Genomic DNA, 728 nt, shown 5'->3' with positions numbered 1-728 from the left:
TCTGCACCCGCGCCGCCCCCGGCCGCCTGCCCGAAGATGTCGCCGAATATATCGCCGAAGGCATCGGCGAACCCGCCGAAACCTTGCTGGCCAGCACCGGCCATGTTTGGATCGACGCCGGCATGTCCGTACTGGTCGTAAGCCGCGCGCTTTTGCGGATCCGAGAGCATTTCGTAGGCCTCCTTGGCCTCCTTGAAACGCTCTTCCGCATCCTTGCTATCCGGATTGCGGTCGGGGTGATGCTTCATCGCAAGCTTGCGATACGCCTTCTTGATTTCGTCGTCGCTCGCGTTCTTCGCGACGCCCATAACCTCGTAGTAATCCCGTTTCGCCATATCGGTTCAGCGCCACCGCGCCCGATCTTTTCGATCAGGCCGACAGCTCCCTCTTGGATGCCTGGAGTCTTGCGACTCATGTGATTTGTCGACGCTTCGCCTTTGTACGATTCGCCCGGTCAGCCTGTGACCGGCGACAATAATTCGCACAAAGCGCCGCGCCCTCTAAAAAACAACGTGCCCGGGGAGCCAATTTGCTCGCCAGGCGCGTTCTTCGTACTTGCGCTCAACTTCTCGCAAGACATCTTCCATCGCGGTCCCGCACGAAGTCGCACGAGACCGGGTCAACCTTCGCCGATGACACGCTTTCGCGATTCAATCGACTCAGTCCTTCTTCACTTCCTTGAAGTCGGCATCGACAACGTCGTCGTGCTGCTCCGGCGCCGCCTGCGC

1 protein-coding gene is annotated in these 728 nt (G+C 59.9%); it reads right to left on the bottom strand.

The window, feature by feature from the left end; translation table 11 throughout:
- Positions 1-335: DnaJ domain-containing protein (locus tag ACRXB1_RS37045; protein WP_449494906.1), on the bottom strand; the 335-nt coding region annotated here is incomplete at its 3' end.
- Positions 336-728: the final 393 nt, after the last annotated feature.

It is taken from the genome of Caballeronia sp. M23-90 (assembly GCF_053574605.1).
The sequence above is the reverse complement of the archived record's forward strand: the minus strand, read 5'-3'. Positions and strand labels throughout refer to the sequence as shown.